12 protein-coding genes are annotated in these 17,061 nt (G+C 48.4%); 4 read left to right on the top strand and 8 right to left on the bottom strand.

Features of this window, described 5'->3' with window-relative positions; genetic code table 11:
* Positions 1 to 13: 13 nt before the first annotated feature.
* The 4 genes from EJV45_RS06235 to EJV45_RS06220 all read right to left on the bottom strand — a co-directional run bounded on the left by EJV45_RS06235 (position 14) and on the right by EJV45_RS06220 (position 3,922).
* Positions 14 to 1,648 (bottom strand): ABC-F family ATP-binding cassette domain-containing protein, encoded by a 1,635-nt coding sequence (locus EJV45_RS06235; RefSeq protein WP_129714806.1) that lies wholly within the window; start codon positions 1,646 to 1,648, stop codon positions 14 to 16.
* A 119-nt stretch (positions 1,649 to 1,767) separates the two neighbouring features.
* Entirely contained in the window at positions 1,768 to 2,883 is a 1,116-nt protein-coding gene (locus EJV45_RS06230) for a GAF domain-containing protein (protein ID WP_129714805.1), read from the bottom strand.
* A 118-nt stretch (positions 2,884 to 3,001) separates the two neighbouring features.
* The gene (locus tag EJV45_RS06225) at positions 3,002 to 3,412 is read right to left on the bottom strand and encodes a two-component system response regulator (RefSeq protein ID WP_129714804.1); all 411 of its coding nucleotides are present in this window, start codon (positions 3,410 to 3,412) and stop codon (positions 3,002 to 3,004) included.
* 102 nt (positions 3,413 to 3,514) lie between these two features.
* Positions 3,515 to 3,922 carry a PleD family two-component system response regulator gene (locus EJV45_RS06220; RefSeq protein ID WP_129714803.1) on the bottom strand — a complete coding sequence of 136 codons (408 nt, stop codon included), beginning with the start codon at positions 3,920 to 3,922 and terminating at the stop codon, positions 3,515 to 3,517.
* Between the two features lie 262 nt (positions 3,923 to 4,184).
* Between EJV45_RS06220 and EJV45_RS06215 the strand changes: the two genes are divergently transcribed.
* Positions 4,185 to 4,991: a hypothetical protein gene (locus EJV45_RS06215; RefSeq protein ID WP_129714802.1), complete on the top strand. Its 807-nt coding sequence runs from the start codon at positions 4,185 to 4,187 to the stop codon at positions 4,989 to 4,991.
* An 88-nt stretch (positions 4,992 to 5,079) separates the two neighbouring features.
* Positions 5,080 to 5,637 (top strand): hypothetical protein, encoded by a 558-nt coding sequence (locus EJV45_RS06210; RefSeq protein ID WP_129714801.1) that lies wholly within the window; start codon positions 5,080 to 5,082, stop codon positions 5,635 to 5,637.
* Between the two features lie 161 nt (positions 5,638 to 5,798).
* On the opposite strand, the gene EJV45_RS06205 is transcribed toward EJV45_RS06210, so the two are convergent.
* The 4 genes from EJV45_RS06205 to EJV45_RS06190 all read right to left on the bottom strand — a co-directional run bounded on the left by EJV45_RS06205 (position 5,799) and on the right by EJV45_RS06190 (position 12,587).
* Entirely contained in the window at positions 5,799 to 6,191 is a 393-nt protein-coding gene (locus tag EJV45_RS06205) for a hypothetical protein (RefSeq protein WP_129714800.1), read from the bottom strand.
* Positions 6,192 to 6,302: 111 nt separating this feature from the next.
* The gene (locus EJV45_RS06200) at positions 6,303 to 6,899 is read right to left on the bottom strand and encodes an NAD(P)H-dependent oxidoreductase (protein ID WP_129714799.1); all 597 of its coding nucleotides are present in this window, start codon (positions 6,897 to 6,899) and stop codon (positions 6,303 to 6,305) included.
* 471 nt (positions 6,900 to 7,370) lie between these two features.
* A complete protein-coding gene (locus EJV45_RS06195; protein WP_129714798.1) occupies positions 7,371 to 9,302 on the bottom strand; it encodes a RagB/SusD family nutrient uptake outer membrane protein in 1,932 nt (643 codons plus the stop codon).
* 9 nt (positions 9,303 to 9,311) lie between these two features.
* A complete protein-coding gene (locus EJV45_RS06190) occupies positions 9,312 to 12,587 on the bottom strand; it encodes a SusC/RagA family TonB-linked outer membrane protein (protein WP_129714797.1) in 3,276 nt (1,091 codons plus the stop codon).
* Positions 12,588 to 13,074: 487 nt separating this feature from the next.
* On the opposite strand from EJV45_RS06190, the gene EJV45_RS06185 reads away from it, so the two are divergent.
* Both EJV45_RS06185 and EJV45_RS06180 read left to right on the top strand, forming a co-directional pair.
* Positions 13,075 to 16,275, top strand: coding sequence for a two-component regulator propeller domain-containing protein (locus EJV45_RS06185; protein WP_129714796.1), 3,201 nt, complete (start codon positions 13,075 to 13,077; stop codon positions 16,273 to 16,275).
* On the top strand, positions 16,272 to 17,048 hold the full coding sequence (locus EJV45_RS06180; protein WP_129714795.1) for a response regulator: 777 nt from the start codon (positions 16,272 to 16,274) through the stop codon (positions 17,046 to 17,048). The genes EJV45_RS06185 and EJV45_RS06180 overlap by 4 nt, the downstream gene beginning before the upstream one ends.
* Positions 17,049 to 17,061 lie beyond the last annotated feature (13 nt).

Here is a 17,061-nt window from a genome sequence, read left to right as displayed (position 1 = left end):
GGCTTGTATGTATTTAACTTTGTTCGATCTGTTTCAGACTGTCCATCTTCTTGTACTCCAGGAAGCCCTTGATATCGGTAAAATGCTCGCGCACCCGCTTATTACCAAATTCGAACACTTTGGTAACCAGTCCGTCGAGGAAGTCCCGGTCGTGTGATACCAGAATCAAAGTCCCGTCAAAGTCTTTCAGCGCGTCTTTAATGATATCTTTCGTCTTCATATCCAGGTGGTTGGTCGGCTCATCGAGGATCAGCAGGTTTACCGGTTCCAACAGAAGTTTGATCATAGCCAGACGGGTTTTCTCCCCGCCCGAAAGCACCTTCACCTTTTTCGTCGTATCATCTCCGCTAAACATGAATGCGCCCAGTAAATCTCTGATTTTGAGCGTTCCGTCGGTTAAAGGAATCTGGTCGATGGTATCGAATACAGTGATGTTCTCATCGAGTAAGGCCGCCTGATTCTGCGCAAAATAGCCAATCTTCGCATTGTGGCCGATCTTTAAGTTGCCCTCAACATCAATTTCATTCATGATGGCTTTGATCATGGTCGACTTACCTTCGCCGTTCTTACCCACGAAGGCCACCTTTTCGCCCCGCTCAATAACCATTGAGGCTTTTTCAAACACCACATGGTCACCATAACTTTTGCTCAGGTCTTCGACAACGACTGGATATTGCCCCGAGCGCGGTGAGGGGGGAAACTTCAGCCTAAGTGCCGATGTATCTACCTCGTCAATCTCGATGATCTCCAGTTTTTCCAGCATCTTCACCCGCGACTGTACCTGCAGCGTTTTCGAGTAGGTACCTTTGAAACGGTCAATGAATTCCTGGTTATCGGCAATAAAACGTTGCTGTTCTTCGTATGCCTTGATCTGATGCTGTCTGCGGTCCGCACGTAACTGCAGATAGTGGCTGTACTTCGCTTTGTAATCGTAAATGCGGCCCATGGTCACTTCGATGGTCCGGTTAGTGATATTGTCAACAAAAGCCCGGTCGTGCGAAATAACCATGACCGCTTTCGCCGAATTGATTAAAAATGACTCGAGCCACTGGATACTTTCAATATCCATATGGTTGGTCGGCTCGTCGAGTAAGATCAGGTCGGGCTTCTTTAATAAGATCTTAGCCAGCTCGATACGCATGCGCCAGCCACCGGAAAATTCAGCCGTGAGCCGGTTAAAATCCTGTCGTTCGAAACCAAGTCCTTTGAGCACCTTTTCAGCTTCAGCATCATAATTGGTATCTTCAACGCTATATACTTTTTCGCTCAGTTCAGATACCCGCTCGATGAGCTTCATGTAATCATCGCTTTCATAATCGGTACGAATGGTTAGCTGCTCATTCAGTTCATCCAGCTCTTTCGACAACTGGTTGACTTCAGCGAAGGCCTTCATAGTTTCCTCAAAAACGGTGACCTTGTCTTCAGTCAGCAGGTGCTGGGGCAGATACGCAATAACCGCCTCTTTTGGACCGGTTACGTTACCGCTTGTAGGTTTGGTTGCACCGGCAATAATTTTGAGTATGGTGGATTTACCCGCACCGTTCTTGCCCATCAGGGCTATCTTGTCGTTCTCGTTGATCGAAAATGTGACGTCGCTGAATAGGGTGGTTCCGCCGAACGAAACCGAAATGTTATTGACATTGATCATGGGCTGCAAAGATAAATACTAGGCGGGCATTTCCGGGCTGGTAAAAAGATTTTAAAATGATTTGAGAGCAATAGTTAGCAACAGCCTGTGGAGTTTGCAGAAACTATAAATTCTAATCGCTATTCGCCTAACTTATTTGATATATCTGAAGCATACAGGATTGCCAGCCTGATCTTTTCGTCCAATTCTTCGGCCGCCCTTCCAAGCATTTCAACTTCGGTAGATATTTCCGAAGTCTGAGCACCCTTCAACAAATCGACCAACCCCAGTATGGAGGCCAGCGGCCGGCGCACTTCGTGCGACTGCAGGAACGCGATCTGATCCAGCAATTGAGTCTGGGCCTTAACAATTTCGCTTTGTTTAACCTCTTCGGTAATGTTTGACGAATTAATGCAGACCCCGATGATGTTGCCGGAAGCATCAATTGCCGGCTCGAACTTAACCATACGCCAGACATCCTGGTTATTAACGCGAAGGTTCCGCCGGTCAAAGACAGCGGTGCCCCGCAAAGCAGTATTGTAATCTTTAAAGAATTGACGAAGGTTATCCGGATGAACATAATGGACCATTGATACACCGCGCTCGAAATAAACACCGTAAACCGAATTTACATGTATATTCCAGGCTTTGTTGAAAGCCAGTACGCAAAAATTAGTGTCCAGCAAAAGATGATGGTCGATCGAACTTTCAAAAAACGAACGCAGCTCCAACTCTTTCCGGGCCGAAATCTCCGATTCAATACGCAGCATGTCAAGCGTAAATTCAAATTCAAGGAGCCTTACAACCTGGTTTGCGAGAAACTTCAGGATTTCCAGCTCGTCTTCTTTTATTGCCCCCGGCTCATAACCGATTACACACAAGCTACCAAGATGAAGCCCGTCTCCGGTAGTTAAAGGTACGCCGGCATAAAACCGGATCGCCGGATCGCCGAGCACAAGCGGATTATTTAAAAACCGATCATCATGTTCTGCGTCATTGACGATAAGCCTTTCTCCTGAGCGTACAACATAATCACAAAAAGCGTCACACCTTTTGGTTGTATTATACTTAAAGGCTGTTTTGAACCTGATATGCTGTATTTCCTCGTCTAAAAACGTAATCAGGGCTGTTGGTCTGCCGGTGAGCCGGGCTGCAAGATTTGAAATGGTTTGTAATTCCCCCTCACTCTTTAAGTCCAGATCTAGCAATCTGCGGATCAACTGTATGCGTTGTTGTTCCTGATCAGTTAAGGTCATATGGGAATTAAATCAGAAATAACTACTTTGCTTATTTCCACTTTGAGCTGTTCTGCATGATGGGCCATGGAACATGCTACAGCAACTATACGGCCAGGTTGGATCATTTCCGGTTAACTCACAATATCCGGGATGCTTCATCTGCCGGCAGGCTTGATTTTTTCTGCGCCAGGTCTCTGATAGCTGCAAACAAGTCATCGACTTCAAACGGCTTGCCAAGCAACAGATCAAATGAATTGCCCATTTGCGAGGTCAGAAAATCCGGGAGGCCGGTTAGCAGGATCAGCGGAATATGCGCTGTTTTTACGTTTGCTCTCAAAGCTTTCGCAAGGTCCACTCCCGACTGCCGTGCAAGGAGGTAGTCGAGTATGATTACATCGGGTTTAAATCCAATTGCTATACTGCAAATGTCCCCACCCTGGGCCAGAATAAGCGCATCGACATCCTCAACTTTAAATAAAAGGTCAAACATCTCTCGCAGACCTTCATCATCATCAACCAGCAATACACGATTGCGTTTTTCCACCATGCTCAACAAATTTTCGCGGCAAATTTACTTTAAACAAACCGTTTGCATATCATATCAAAGACACAAACCGTCCGTACAACGCCGGTGTGTAGATAAGATTATTTAAGGCAGCTGGTTCTGACGCACCAATTGCAAGATAGAGGAAGTCAAATCTTCAAAATCAATCGGTTTGTTTAATATCAAATCTGCATCTGGAGCGTACTTCTTTACCTGCTCAGCATCAAAAGCAGAAATGACGATAACGGGGAGGTGCGCGGTCAGTGGATTTGATTTTAGCTGCCCGCATAGAAGTCCGCCATGCCCCGTTCGCATGGCAAAATCAAGGATCACTACAGAAGGCTGATGCATCTGTGCAGTCTGACAGATGTCTGAAACCGACTCGTAAATATTTGCCTGTATGTTTTTTATAAGAAATACGGATTCATACACGTCCCGTAAACTGCTGTCGTCCTCTACCACAAGCACCGAAAGTTTTTCAAGGTCATTGCTGACCGGCGATTCCTGCATCATGCCGATTTTGAATTAATACGTGCTGATGTAACAACTACTATGATCTTATTGTTGGCGACATCAGCAATTGAATCGAAGCGCACAGGTACGCACACGGATCTTTAGACGCCATCCAGCCGGTAGTAATCCAGACTGTCTCAGCCATTCGTTATTAAAGAACTTAAACAAAAACCCACATTTTGAGGTATTTAGTCAGTTAACGGCTCATTCCATACCAGCTATCTGTCTGACGGTATCCGATGGCCGTTTTTACAAACAGATCATGAGAAATACATACTCCGTCGCGGTTGTTGTACTGGCCATTATATTTTCACAGGCCTGTAAGCCGGCAGCAAAACCAGCTAAGACCGCGTTCGCCGTTGCCGAAGCTCCATCCCTGAAAGTCGTCGAACCCGAAATCGGTTCCACCCCTGATATCAGCAACGACGCTAAAAAGAAACTTGAACGGCGGAGAGCGCTGTATGCCAGGATTGACAGTATGATCGGTTCCTATCCTGATTATGAAACCGCCAGACAGCACTTAAGCGAACGGCAGATCGAAATTTATGAAAACGAAGAAGATTATAGCAAAGAAGACCACCTTGACGTAAGCATATGGGGTTGTAGCTGGTACTGCGGCGGCGGACCAGATGAGATAACAGCCAGTTCCGTTCTGGTTCCAAACAAACAACTGGATTACAAAGCTGAAAACGCGCATGATTTTTCACTGAGAACGGCATGGGTGGAAGGCCATTCAGGCAACGGCATTGGCCAGCACATTACCTACCGCTTTCTGAAGCAGTCGCCCCCGGTAACCGCGATTGAGGTTTACAATGGCTACATGAAATCAGAGCGGGTTTGGAGAGAAAACGCAAGGGTCAAACAGCTCAAAATGTATGTAAATGACAAACCCGTCGCTCTGTTAAATCTGAAAGATATAACCTCAAAACAAATATTCAAAATAGATGCACTTCAGGGAAAGGACAAAGATTTATACCTTAAATTCGAAATTGCCGGTGTTTACAAGGGCGATAAATATGATGATGCTGCCATATCAGAGCTGGAATTTTCGGGTACGGGGGTCCATTAATTCTGCTGACATGCAGTGCAATCGATTCAGTAACAGTGCAAATTATTAAAACATCTCTGCTATAACCATATTTATCAAAAGTTCAGGTATGAAAACATATATGAAGGGGTGCCTTGTTCTTATACTGATTCTTGTTCTGGTTCTGGCCGGCATTGTCGGTTGGTATAACTGGAGAAAGGATCGTAATCAGCAGCAGGCTGAGACAGACCTCATCAAATTTTCCGGGGTCTGTGACTCAGTTAGTCTGATTAGCGAAAAGCCGACAATCCAGTTGCAGAACTTCAATAAGAGCGAAATCAGCAGGTTGAAATTTTACCTCCTCAGTGCGGGTAAGGTAACAACAGACACGACCGTGCACATTAACTTTCCATCTGCCAATATTCCTGTATTTACCCAGCTTCCTTTCAGCAGTTTTCTAAAAACAGATACCATCGTTTTGGAGACACAGGGCAGAATAAAAAGGCATTATTTTATCTCGGGTTTCCGTCATTACGTCTATCTGCATTATGGCATGATGGGATACCTGGGCACTTATGACTGCCGCCTGGATAACGATCGTTTGGTAATAAATGGAAAAGAAACCGACGGCATACTTTCAAGACAAGCCGGCATAACAGGAGCCTTCTTATTATCTAAACGCCCATAATATAATTTTGCTTTACATTCTTCGATAGTCATTCTTCCCACCTGAATTCTTTGCAAACACATCTTTTGCGAGAAGTTTCCTGGCGGCAACAGGCATGCCGATACCCGCAGTACGCGCCTTCGGGCGAGGAACGGGCTGTCTTAAAACGACTATCCTGCATCTTAAATCTTTCCATGCGACCTGCGCGAACCGATGAAAAATATTGTGAGTATGATAAGATAAGGCAACCCCAACAACGCAGCAAACCACCCTTCTTCCGCAAACGCCAGCGTAAATGAAATAGTGGCCAGCAGCGGGAGAACAAAAAAACTAGCTGCGCTGTAAAATACATTTGCCCTTACCCGGGGCGTCAGGTTAAAAAAAACCGGAAAAGACAGCAGGGCAAGAACCAGGTTGATGGCCACGGCGAAGCCGTAGGGCAGATTTTTCATGTCGGTCTCTGCTGTTGCGATGACACCAAACCGCTGCAGCACAAATACACCTGCAATATTGATGGCCGACGCCAGCAAAGTACAGACTGCAATTATGATGATGTATTTGATCGGTGTCTTCATGCCGTTGTTTTTAACCGCCATGTCTTCTCATTTATATTACATTGTTTTCCGCAGCTGCGCTGGATAGACCTTCCCCCAGGTAAACCTTCCAAATTTCTGCTTTCCTGCAGCTTAACCTGCGCCCAGACCTGCATCATCTAAAGCCAGCTGTTTGACCTGATCAAGCCATTCCTGTCTGATCTCAGGGGTAGACGCATATACAGGATGCAGGTATGTATATGCAATGGGCGAAACGCCGCAGTAAGCAAGCACGCCGTTCTGCAGCTGTATTCTTGCCGATTCTGCATACGTTTCTGTGTACAGATTCTGCGGGGTATCGCCAGTAGCAATAATACGCGCAGATCGGCCCTCCAGGTGGCCAGACACACTGCCATCGGCATTGAGGTGAAACGTGATACCGGGAAGAAACGCACGATCAATAAATCCCTTCATCAGCGCCGGGAACCCATACCACCAGATGGGGTGAATCCAGACCAGGTGGCTGCACCACTTCAGGTCGTCTATTGCCGCCAGCAGGTCAGGCTCAGGCTGCAGGGTATCCCGGAAACCATACCGCAGGTTCGGATCAAAATTAAGCCGGTGCAATGGGAGATAACGAAACTCCACATTATGCGCCTCAAGTGCGTCTGTATAGGCATTCGCTATAGCCTCGTTAAAACTTTGTGGATCGGGGTGACCATTGATGATCAGTATTCGCTCATGTTTCATGCGGTAACTTTCAGGGAACACAGCAGGCGGTTTCCGGCTAGCGCTGCAGTTGTACCTGGGGTAACTGGGCAGCATGATGCCGGATACGCATTTCTGCGTGTGCCAGATACAAACAAACAAAACTTCAGAAATGTTCGGATTTTCCGCCTGGCAGATAAACTGTAACGGCTAAGGCTAACCACCACGATAGGTGGTCAAATTTAAATGGCTGACAAGCGCGAGCAGGACGCTGGCCGCGGGCAGTGCAGGTTTCCCCCGGTCCAGGCATCTCCCACCAAACCGGAGATGCCTCTGACTGAATGAGCGCTCAGTTGTCCGCAGGCGGACCGAACCGGGATGAGCGGGCATCATTAAACGCACCGCCCCTAACCAACTTATAAGGTCTGCCGGAATCAACTCCGGCAGACCATATGACTATGCGGCCGGTTAAAGGCCGCACGGTATTTGTAAATTACTTAGCTTTTAATAAGCCTAAAACACATCCTCATCAGCCACGGCCTCCTGCCAGGTTTGCCAAACCGGCTCGGCCATGTTATGCCCGCTGTAACCCGGGTTCTGACGTAAACGGGCGCCGCCATTGGCGTCAATTTCATTCTGCGGTATCGGCCAGTTGATGTTGTGCGGAGCAATTGTATACGAGCGGTTCCTCACCATCACCTTCCCTTTGTTGAAGAAGTCGTTATAACGCTGAAGACGTTGATACCAGTAACTGTTTTGCGCAAGGTTGTCTACGTTGTAAACCGTTCCCTGTTCGTCAGGTCTGCCGCTCAGGGCCAGGCAATAAGACACCCGGCTCAACTCGGTAAACCTCCATTCTTCCATATTCAGCTCGCGTGCACGTTCACTCATAATATCATGAATGTTCACGGTGGTGTAAAGTTGCGTACACTGCGCGCGTCTTCTTATGGCATTGACATCCTGCGTAGCGCCGGCTATATCACCTTTGTAAAACTTAGCTTCGGCGCGCAGCAGATAGGTTTCAGCCAGTCTGTAGCAGTACCAGTCGCCAGCACCGCCGCGGTGGTCGGCGCTGTTTATATTTTGTGTAGCAAGCGGATCTTCGATGTAATACTTGTAATGGGGGTAATCAAACCAGTTTCTGATCGTATCCCGGCAGAGAAGCGTTCCGGCTGCATTACGAAGACGCAGGTTCTGGCCAAAGTTGGCACTTGTCGGATCGTTATATTTGATGGACTCCATGGTAACCCAGTTGCCCACCGCTGTATTGTGGCGAAGGTCTCCCTGATCGTTTACACCGTTTACATACCAGACGCCTTTCTGCGCGTAGTACGTCGGACGTATTACACCGATCCCACGTCCCAGGGCGCGGTTGTAATCGTACTGTGCACGGTAACTTCCGTTAGAGGGTGCGTAGAAACGAACGGCCTGTTTACCGTCTGGTGTGGTGGTAGCGCTGTTGTCAAGCATCGGGCCCCAGTTTCTGACTGCATTCAGTTTGATGCCCATGTCTGTCTCGTTCCGGTTGATCATCACCAGAATGGTCTCCCTGTTGCCGCCGATCGCTTTGTTTTCGGGGCGGTGCAGGTCCCAGATTACATTACGTGTTACCGGCCATACGTTTGCATACGGGCTGATAAAACTGCCAAAGTTTGCATTCATTAAAGAGTAGCCCGAATTGTTGATCAGCGTATCAGCCTGCGCAATGGCTTTATCCCACTTGCCGGTAGCCAGGTAACATTTAATAAGCAGCTGGCGGCACGCACCTTTGTTAATCATCCCGGTTAGTCCCATCTGCGCCTGGTTGGGCACCCAGCGCACCGCTTTTTCCATATCAAGTGTCAGCATTTCGAGAATTGCCTCCCTCCTTGTAGACTTGTAATCGATTTTTGGCGCGCGAAGCAGTTTGGTAATCAACGGCACGTCTTTGAACTGGAAACAAAGCGCCAGGTAACGGAACGACCGGTGAAAAAGCGCCCGGCCGCGGTACTCGTTTTTAGCCGTCTCGCTCAAACCCTGAACCTGATCGACATAAGTCAGAATAGTATTGGCATACTTTACGCCGTTATAGGTTTCTCCCCAGAAATACGAAGTACGTTCAGGGAGATCTGTAGGCGTTAAACGGGTAGCTATATCTGCGAAAATGTTTCCATCATCGGTTTTTCCCGCTACAGCCACATCTGAGAACATGTAGTCGGTACTGATCGGTCTGCCCAAATCTACAGCAGAAGTATAGGTCCAATAGGCCCGCAAATGCCGGTCGCAGATGGCCATAGCCGCGTCCAGCCCGCTTTGGGTTGAGAAGGTCGCATCCGGCTCAAAAAACGATAGCGGCTCTGGCTGCAGGAAAGCTTTTTTACAACCTGCTACTGTTGCCAGCACGGCTGCCCCGGCCACCAGCAGCCGGGCTGTATTGTATTTAAATTTATTAAAGTTCAGTTTCATGTTTTTTTTTTAGAAGATTACGTTTAGTCCGAATGTAAATATGCGCGGGGCAATGGTACCTGTTTCAATATCCCAGTAATCCCAGTTTTTATCTTTTTTCCAGACGGCCACGTTACGAACGGCGCCATAGATCTTGAATTTTTCCACGCCGAATTGTTTAAGCAGTTGGGCATTCAGATCATAACCTACAGTAACATTTTCCAGACGGATGAATGACCTGTCGTACAGCTGACCCGGAGCATTGACGCCTGCCGGGCCTTTCGAGTCCAGTCGTGCAAACTGTGTCGACGGATTTTCAAGACTCCAGTATTCGCGCTCGTAAGCATTCCAGAGGTAGGTAAATTCAGAGCCGCCGTTTGTCTGATTCAGGTATGCGCCGTTCATGCTTTTGTGCCCCCAGTACGAGTAGAGGTTGAAAGAAAAACTTAAGTTTTTGTAACTGAAGTCATTCCTGAGCGACATCATGATCGGTGCATTACTTCTGCCCAGAAATTCCCTGTCGTTATTGTTATAAACCGGTGTAATGCTGCCATCGGCATTCACACGGTCATCGGCGGTATAGTTATTCGCAACTTTAGGGTCGCCGGGGCGCTGGCCAAAGCGCTGAGCCTCCTGGGCTTCATTTGCCTGCCAGATTCCTGTTACCCGGTAATCCCAGATGGCGTCTATAGGCTGACCGATAAACCACCGGTTAGAAATATCATCGCGCTCTTTTACGCCTATCATGTTGCCCGATGCGTCAAGCACATTGTCATAGATGTAGTAAAGGTTTTTGATCGTGTTTTTGAATTTTGAAATACTGAACGCTGAGTTCCACGAGAACGTCTTATTGCGCACGTTCTGCGAGTTAAGCGCCAGTTCAAACCCCCTGTTTTCTACCTTACCGAGGTTGGTAGTGATGTTTCCTACTCCCGCAAAATCGGGCAGTGAGCGGTTCATGATCATATCAACCGTCGGCGTAATATAGTAATCGAAACTACCTGTGATCCGGTTGTCAAGAAATCCGAAATCAACGGCGGCATTGAAAGCTTCCGTTTTTTCCCAGCTTAGCTGTGGATTTGCAAGGCGGTCCATCATCAGGTAACGGTATTGGATCAGGTTGCCGCTGGCATCGATATAACCCATAGTAGCACCGGCACCGGCACCAAGATTGGCAAGTGCGAGGTATGGGTTCGCCAAAGACCTGTTTCCGTTTTGTCCCCACGACACGCGCAATTTACCGCTGCTCATTGGTTTCCATTTGAAGAACTTCTCATTGGTAAAGGTCCATGCAAAAGCAGTAGAGAAAAAGTTTGCCCGCGGATTGGACGATCCGAAAGCGGAGTAACCATCGCGGCGTACCGAAGTGGTCAGCATGTACCGGTCGTCAAATGAATAAAACAAGCGGGCAAGCATGCCGTCTGCGGTTTCTTTCACGTCGTCGGTATCATAACTGCTCCGGTTTTTGTCGCCATAATAAGTTTCGTGGTAACCCAGCACGTCACTTGGCAGAATATTTCTGGCTTCAATTCTGTCTGTCCACCGTTGTCTTTGTTCAGCTTCCTGTACCAGGGTAATGTTAACCCGGTGTTTCTGCGCAAAAGTATGGTCCCAGTTCAGTGTATTGTTCAGCGACCAGTCAAAACGCTGTGAGGCTTCGCGGTTTACAAGACCGTTTGTTCCCTTCCAGTTGGGATGGCTGGCAGATTCCCAGTACCGGTCATGAAAAAACTGGTAGCGTGGTGCACCGTTAAATGAATAGGTGATATTGAAAGGCAATTTCACCTTTGCCGTAAGAATGGTGTTTAATACGGTATACCCTTTATCAAGATCACGGTACTGGCGGTCAAAATCGTAGTTGAAGCCCCGGTTAGGCACGAAGGTATCGCCCATGGGGTTTACCTGCAGAATGCCGTTTTCATCCTGGTAGCTGGCAAAGGGCGAGTTGGAGCGGATCTGACGATCCCAGTCCACAGCCAAATCACCATCGGTACGCTGCTGAAAGTTAACGTTGGCACCGATTTCGAGCCAGTTGGTTATTTTACCTTCAACCTTTAGGTTAGACCGGATCGCAGTATAATTGTTCCCTACGGCAACGCCCTGATTTGACAGGTAGCCAAGCGACATATAATAGGTCATGCGGTCGCTTGCACCCGAAACGCTCATGTTGTGGTCATTGTTAAGGCCGGTACGGAAACTGTGGTCATACCAGTCAAAACTTTGTCCGTTGGCAAAATTCCGCAGTGTTACGCCATCAAGCAACAGGCGTTTTGCCCAGATTTCCTGGTCAGACAGGCCCGGTGTATTGGTTGTATAGGCACGCCATTGATCCAGTGAGACGCCATACCGCGCCAGATTCGCCGCTGTTGGCGATTCATAAAAAGCGCGGTTGGGCTGCGAGGTGTTTTGATAAGCTTCATAATTCCCCGTTGCGGTATTCAGCCCGTATGTACCAGCAGTAAACCAGTCCTGGCGGTATTTCAGATAACCCTCAGGCCCAAACACGGGGCGGTCTGCCCCCATGGTTGTCACGCCCAGGTTCGAGGTGATACTGATGCGCGGTTTTCCGGTTTTGCCCCGTTTCGTTGTAATGATCAAAACGCCGTTTGCCGACTTCGCTCCAAAGACCGCAGCAGCAGAGGCATCTTTAAGTACATCGATCTGTTCGATATCATCAGGATTAATCTCAGAAAGTTCGCCGTAAAAAATGGTTCCATCCAATACGATCAGCGGGTCGTTGTGACCACCATCGGTGTAGACTGAACGCTGACCGCGGATGCGGATCGTTCCACCGCCTTTGGCTGAAGGGTCGAGCCCGACGGTTACCCCCGGCGTTCCGCGAAGGATGTCCTGCGTGGTATTGGGGTTCTCAGCAGCAATCTTGTCAGGCCTGATCTGCGAGATCGAGCCCGTAAGATCCTTCTTCTTCATGGCACCGTAACCGATTACTACGATGTCTTCCAACGTTTCAGTGGTACCAGCCAGTTTGATATTGATCTCGGTCCGGTTGCCTACCGTAATGGTTTGTGATTCATAGCCGGCAAAAGAGACGGTTAAGATCGCCGTGGAACTAACCTGCAGGCTAAAAGCACCGTTATCATCGGTGCTGGTACCGGTACTCGTATTCTGAACCCGGATAGTCACACCGGGCAGGGCCTCGCCCGTTCGCGCATCAGTCACGATTCCCTTTAGAGGTCTGGTTTGCGCCCGAATAGCCAGCGGCAACATGAATACGCATAACAAAAGGGCCAGGCTCAGCCGTTTAGTTGTTATGCCATTCAGTAAAAAAGCGTAATTATTGGTCATAATATTTGGTTTTCGTTATTTACTCAAGGAATCTTGTAAACCCAATTTTTATCAGGTGCACAGATGTGCATTTCGATTTTCCGGGTTTTGAGAATGATCAGGGAATTATGGTATTTCCCAAACGTGGTTACAGCATGATCTCACGTCTGGGCAATCGGTAGTTCCGGAATATTTTGGCTCCATCATAGTTTGTCTCTCACGTTTTCCTGCCGGATATGACTAGCGGGGCGCGTGTGTACAATTGGTTTATTATTTGGTTTCAGTCTGCGCGCTGCCGGTTTCGCCCGGTGCGAACGCCACACTGTTATTCAAAATAAACTAAACACCAGCTTTTATTCTGTTCATCTTTTTGTCGATTTATCTCATTTGGAACAGCCTGTCAGCCTAAACCCCGCCCCAGGCCACTTCAGACCTGCCGGGATATGATGAGAGATGTTGACGCTGATATCATCACTATCGGAATAAGGCCAATTCCTATATCTTTGAGATGTCTTGTCTTATGAGGGGTCTGCTTCTATGTTTGCTCGTTTACCTGTTCGCGCCCTTTGCGGGGCCCGGGTGTTTTGCGCAATCTTATTATTTTAAGCGCTACGGCGCTGATGACGGCCTGGCGCACAATTCTGTGACGTCCATCCTGCAGGACAAAAAAGGTTTTATGTGGATCGGTACCCGCGGCGGCCTGAACCGTTTTGACGGATACTCATTCAAAACCTATCGCGACCATGAAAACCCTTACGGCCATGTAGGCAATACGGCCGTTTCTGCGCTTGCAGAAGACCGGAACGGCATTCTGTGGATTGGCACCGGCAGAGGCGTTTTCAGTTATGATCCCGACCGGGAAGTATTTACCCGCCTGGCCGAAGCCGGACTGAACAACGTGAACAGCCTGCTGGCAGACCGGCAGAATAACCTGTGGTTTGCCAGCGGGGGTTATCTCTTCAAATATGACCAGCGCAGCCGTAAGGTCACTGATATGCATACCCGTGCCCAGTGCATAGCTATAGACGAACGCAACAACCTCTGGGTCGGCGACAATATCGGGCAGCTTACGTATTTTGACTTTACGAAACACTCGAGAAAATCCTACACGATTGTCGGCAGCCAGTTTGCGCCTAACCTGCGCTCCATCAGCAGCTTGTCACTTCGCGAAGACAGTACGGTACTGGTCGGGTGTTACAAACAAGGACTCAAAAGCCTGAACATGCGTACCGGAAAAGTCGAAACCCTGCCTTTATACAGCGACGGCCGGGCACTTATCTATGTGCGCGACATCAACAGGATCAGCGCCAACGAATACTGGGTGGCCAGCGAATCGGGCATTTACGTTTACAACCCCGTAACCAGGGCATGCACCAACCTCAGAACAAGGGCAGACGATCCCTATTCTATTGCCGATAATGCGGTGTACAAGGTCGTAAAAGATGACCGTGGCGGCATCTGGGTAGCTACCTTTTTTGGCGGCCTGAACTATTACTCGGGGGAAAACGCGCGGTTCAGAAAATATTATCCCCTTCTGGGCAAAAACACGATTTCGGGACATGCGGTGCGGGAGATATCGCCTGACAATGAAGGCAATTTATGGATCGGAACGGAAGATGCGGGGCTCAACAAATTTGATTTAAAAACCGGAAAGTTCACAAAATACCTCCCCGGGGGAAAGAACAGTATTTCCTATCCGAACATTCATGGCCTGCTGGCAGTGGGCAGGCAGCTCTATATTGGTCCCTTTTTCCACGGCCTGGAAGTTATGGATACCCGTACTGGCCATATACGTGAACGGTTCAGGTTTGTCGGGCCCGCAAATGACAACAAAAGTTATTTTGTATTGTCTATCTACATGACCCGCGACAGTACGGTTTTGCTCGGCACCGGTCTTGACGGCTCAGGCCTCTTTGCTTACAATCCGCGCAATAAATCATTTAAACGCTTCGCCAATGTACCAGTTAATACGCACATTTTAGATATCAGGGAAGATCACCGTGGTTATGTATGGGCCGGAAGTCTTGGCCAGGGTACATATTTCTATCATCCAAACACCGGAAAGTCGGGTAACATCCGCTTCGCGGGAGAGCACCAAGGCAAACCGCTGAATGAATTTGCCGTATGCGGCATCCTGGAAGACAGCCGGAAAGCGCTGTGGTTTGCTACAGAGGGAGGCGGATTGATCAGGCTGAGCCCCGACCGCAAAACCATAAAAAAGTTTACTGTTAAAGACGGCCTGCCCACCAATATCCTCTATCGCATACTCGAAGATGCGTCGGGGCATTTATGGATTAGTTCACTGAAAGGCCTGGTTTGTTTCGACCTGAGGACCGAAAAAATACGCACCTTCAACCGGTCGAACGGGTTGATAACCGATCAGTTTAATTTTGGTTCGGCTTACAAGGCACCAGATGGTATGATGTATTTTGGCTGCGTTAAGGGCCTGGTCGCGTTTCACCCAACTGAATTGCTGAGCGTTAAAGCGGGACCGCCTTTGTATATTACCGGCTTTCAGCTGGATAACCAGGAGCTGATGCCGCAGCAGGAAAAGGGACCGCTGTACCGGTCGGTTATGAACACCGACAGCATCGTTTTGCAGCACAATCAGAATAATTTCAGCGTTGAATTTTCAGCGCTCGATTATAACGCGGCCGAGGCCACGCGCTACGAATACATTATGCAGGGGCTCGATAAAAACCGGACCTACCTGACCCGCAACAGGAAAGCCTTTTTTACAGATCTCTCACCGGGAAACTATACTTTTTCGGTCCGCGCCAGGAGCAACGCCGGTTACTGGACCAGTAAGGAGCGTCGGTTATCTATCCGCGTTTTACCACCTTTCTGGCAAACCAATGTCGCTTATCTGATTTATCTGATCGCTGCCATACTGGCGGTTTACTTTTTAACGAGGTATTATCACCGGTATCAGGAAAGGAAAAACCTGGGTAAGCTCAGGCTTTTTGAGATAGAAAAAGAAAAAGAGATCTACCAGGCAAAAATTGAATTCTTCACCAATATCGCCCATGAAATCCAGACGCCCATGACCCTGATCCTTGCACCGGTCGAGCTGATGGCTGAAGAAGCGCATGAAGAAGAAACGCGAAAACGCCTGCAGATGGTGGAGCGGAACGCCAGAAGGCTGTCAGAGCTGACCACGCAGCTGCTCGATTTCCGCCAGACTGAAATTGACCAGTTCGGGCTGAACTTTGTAGAAACGAACATCAATGAACTGCTGCAGGAACAGGCGCTGTCTTTCAGCGAAGAGGCACGAAAGAACAACATTACGCTGAATCTGCAGCTTCCGGAACAGCCTGTCATTGCCTTTGCCGACCGGGAAGCGCTGGTTAAGATCTGTCTGAACCTGATCTCAAACGCCATAAAATATGCGGCCCGCGCGGTGTCCATCCAACTTTTCAGCCCGGTTGAGCCTGAAGGAACTTTTACCATCTGTTTCCTGAATGATGGGAAAGGTATACCGGCAGAATATGCTGAACGGGTATTTGAGCCTTTTTTCAGGCTGCGAAGCAAGGAAAAGCCGGGTACTGGTATTGGTTTATCGCTGGCTAAATCGCTCGCAGAGCTGCATAATGGCACCCTGATTCTTACATCCGGCGAAGCCGACAACGTGACATTCAAACTGACCCTGCCGGTCAGACAGCGATTTGAATTTAAACTGAGCAACTGGAAAAAACGCCCCGAAAAATGAACTACCAGATTTTAATTGTAGACGACAACGAAGACATTCTCGAACTGCTTTGCGGCGTGTTTAAAGGCAACTACACGCTGAAACTTGCCGGAAACGGTGAGCAGGCACTGGCCATTCTGAAAGATGAATACATAGACCTGATCATTTCAGACATCATGATGCCGGGAATGGATGGCTTCGAGCTTTGCCACATCGTCAAATCGAGCATTGAATACTGCCACATACCTGTGGTGCTGCTCACGGTGAAAAACACCCATCAGTCGCAGATACAGGGTCTCGAACTCGGTGCAGACCTGTATATACACAAGCCATTTTCTGCGCGGCTGCTGCAGGTGCAGGTTGCTAACTTGCTTGAAAACCGGTCGAAGATCAAAGCGCATTTTGCCAGTTCCCCGTTTGAAGATGTGCGTGTTATGGCTCATTCAAAAACAGATGAGACTTTTCTGAAAAAGCTGGACGATTACATCAGGAGCAACATCAAAGATACCCAGCTGAACATCGATCAGCTGGCGCACCACATGCACATGAGCAGGCCTACATTGTACCGGAAGATCAAATCACTGTCTACCCTTTCGCCCAAAGAACTGATTGATGTAACGCGGCTGAAAACTTCAACCAGACTGATCGCGAGAAATGAATTTACCATGTTTGAGATTGCCAAAATGGTTGGTTACAGCTCACAAAGCCTGTTCAACAAAAACTTTCTGAGGTATTTTAAGATGACGCCCAATGAGTATGCAGGATCGCTGCAGAAAGAGGTAAAAAACGAATGACCAGCTGTTGGGC

This window comes from Pedobacter sp. SYP-B3415 (assembly GCF_004138205.1).
GTDB lineage: Bacteria > Bacteroidota > Bacteroidia > Sphingobacteriales > Sphingobacteriaceae > Pedobacter.
The sequence above is the reverse complement of the archived record's forward strand: the minus strand, read 5'-3'. Positions and strand labels throughout refer to the sequence as shown.